Raw genomic sequence first — 976 nt, 5'->3', positions numbered from 1 at the left:
GACCTGGGCGACCAGCCCCAGCTCCTTGAAGACGAGGACGGTCCGGCCGTCGGCAACGGCGATACCCGCCGCCTCCTGACCTCGGTGCTGCAATGCATACAGCCCGTAGTAGGTAAGTTTCGCGACATCCTCGTCCGGCGCCCACACGCCGAAGACCCCACAGGCGTCCCTGGGACCCGGATCATCGGCGTAATCGGGCACACAGCACCCTGCACGAGGGCCGCCAGCGCCTACGCGCGATGCGCTGGGACTACGCGCTGTTACAGCTTGCGGGATGCGGACAGAGCCGGGATCTGCCGCCGGACAAGCAGGTGGGCAGGTCGAACAGTCACCGACGTCGCGCAACACAGCTCCTTGGACGTCATTGGTACTGGTCCGACATCCACGCTAGCAGTGCAAACCCGGGCCGACACCCGTCGATCTCCAACTCATGCGGACACAGCGGATATCACAGGCATATCTCGCGCTCCTACGGCCAAAATCGGCGCGATCATGTTTCTTCCGCACAGCCGGGGACCGAGTCCCCGGCCGCTGAGTGCGGCTGGGCTTCCCGTTACGATCATCTGGTCCGCTCCGAGAGTTCCGGCGGCCTACCGATCAAGTGATCCGCAGCAGCGGGAGGTACGGGCGAAGATCGGCACGGACGCCGCTGGCCCGGACCCGGCCGTCCGCCGTCGCGGCCGCCCAACTCAGGCGGCCTACCGCGACCTCGACAAAGGCAACAGCCTCGGCTTCGACCACGTTCGGCGGGGTGCCCCGGGTATGTCGTGGACCTTCGACGACCTGCACCGCGGCGAAGGGGGGCACCCGGACCTCCACCGAACGTCCCGGGGCGCGCGCCCCGAGCAGGCCGGTGCATGCCTTCACGGCGAGCCGCAGTGCGTCCCGAACCGGCTCAACCCCGAGATCCAGGCCATGAACGACGCCCTCCACCGCCCCGGCGAGCAGAAAGTCCCCGAGACGCATCCCAGCACCC

1 protein-coding gene and 1 pseudogene are annotated in these 976 nt (G+C 67.9%); both read right to left on the bottom strand.

Translation table 11 applies throughout. The annotated features are described in order from the left end of the window. A pseudogene (locus DD1DGNOD_RS28510) lies at window positions 1-276 on the bottom strand (amidophosphoribosyltransferase); the annotation flags it as partial. A gap of 321 nt (window positions 277-597) precedes the next feature. After that, on the bottom strand, window positions 598-976 hold a 379-nt coding region (locus tag DD1DGNOD_RS01320; protein ID WP_241255389.1), incomplete at its 5' end, for a sterol carrier family protein.

The sequence above is a fragment of the Candidatus Protofrankia californiensis genome (assembly GCF_900634765.1).
In the GTDB taxonomy this organism is placed as follows: domain Bacteria; phylum Actinomycetota; class Actinomycetes; order Frankiales; family Frankiaceae; genus Protofrankia; species Protofrankia californiensis.
Note: the sequence above shows the minus strand (reverse complement) of the source record. Positions and strands in the feature narration are given on the sequence as shown.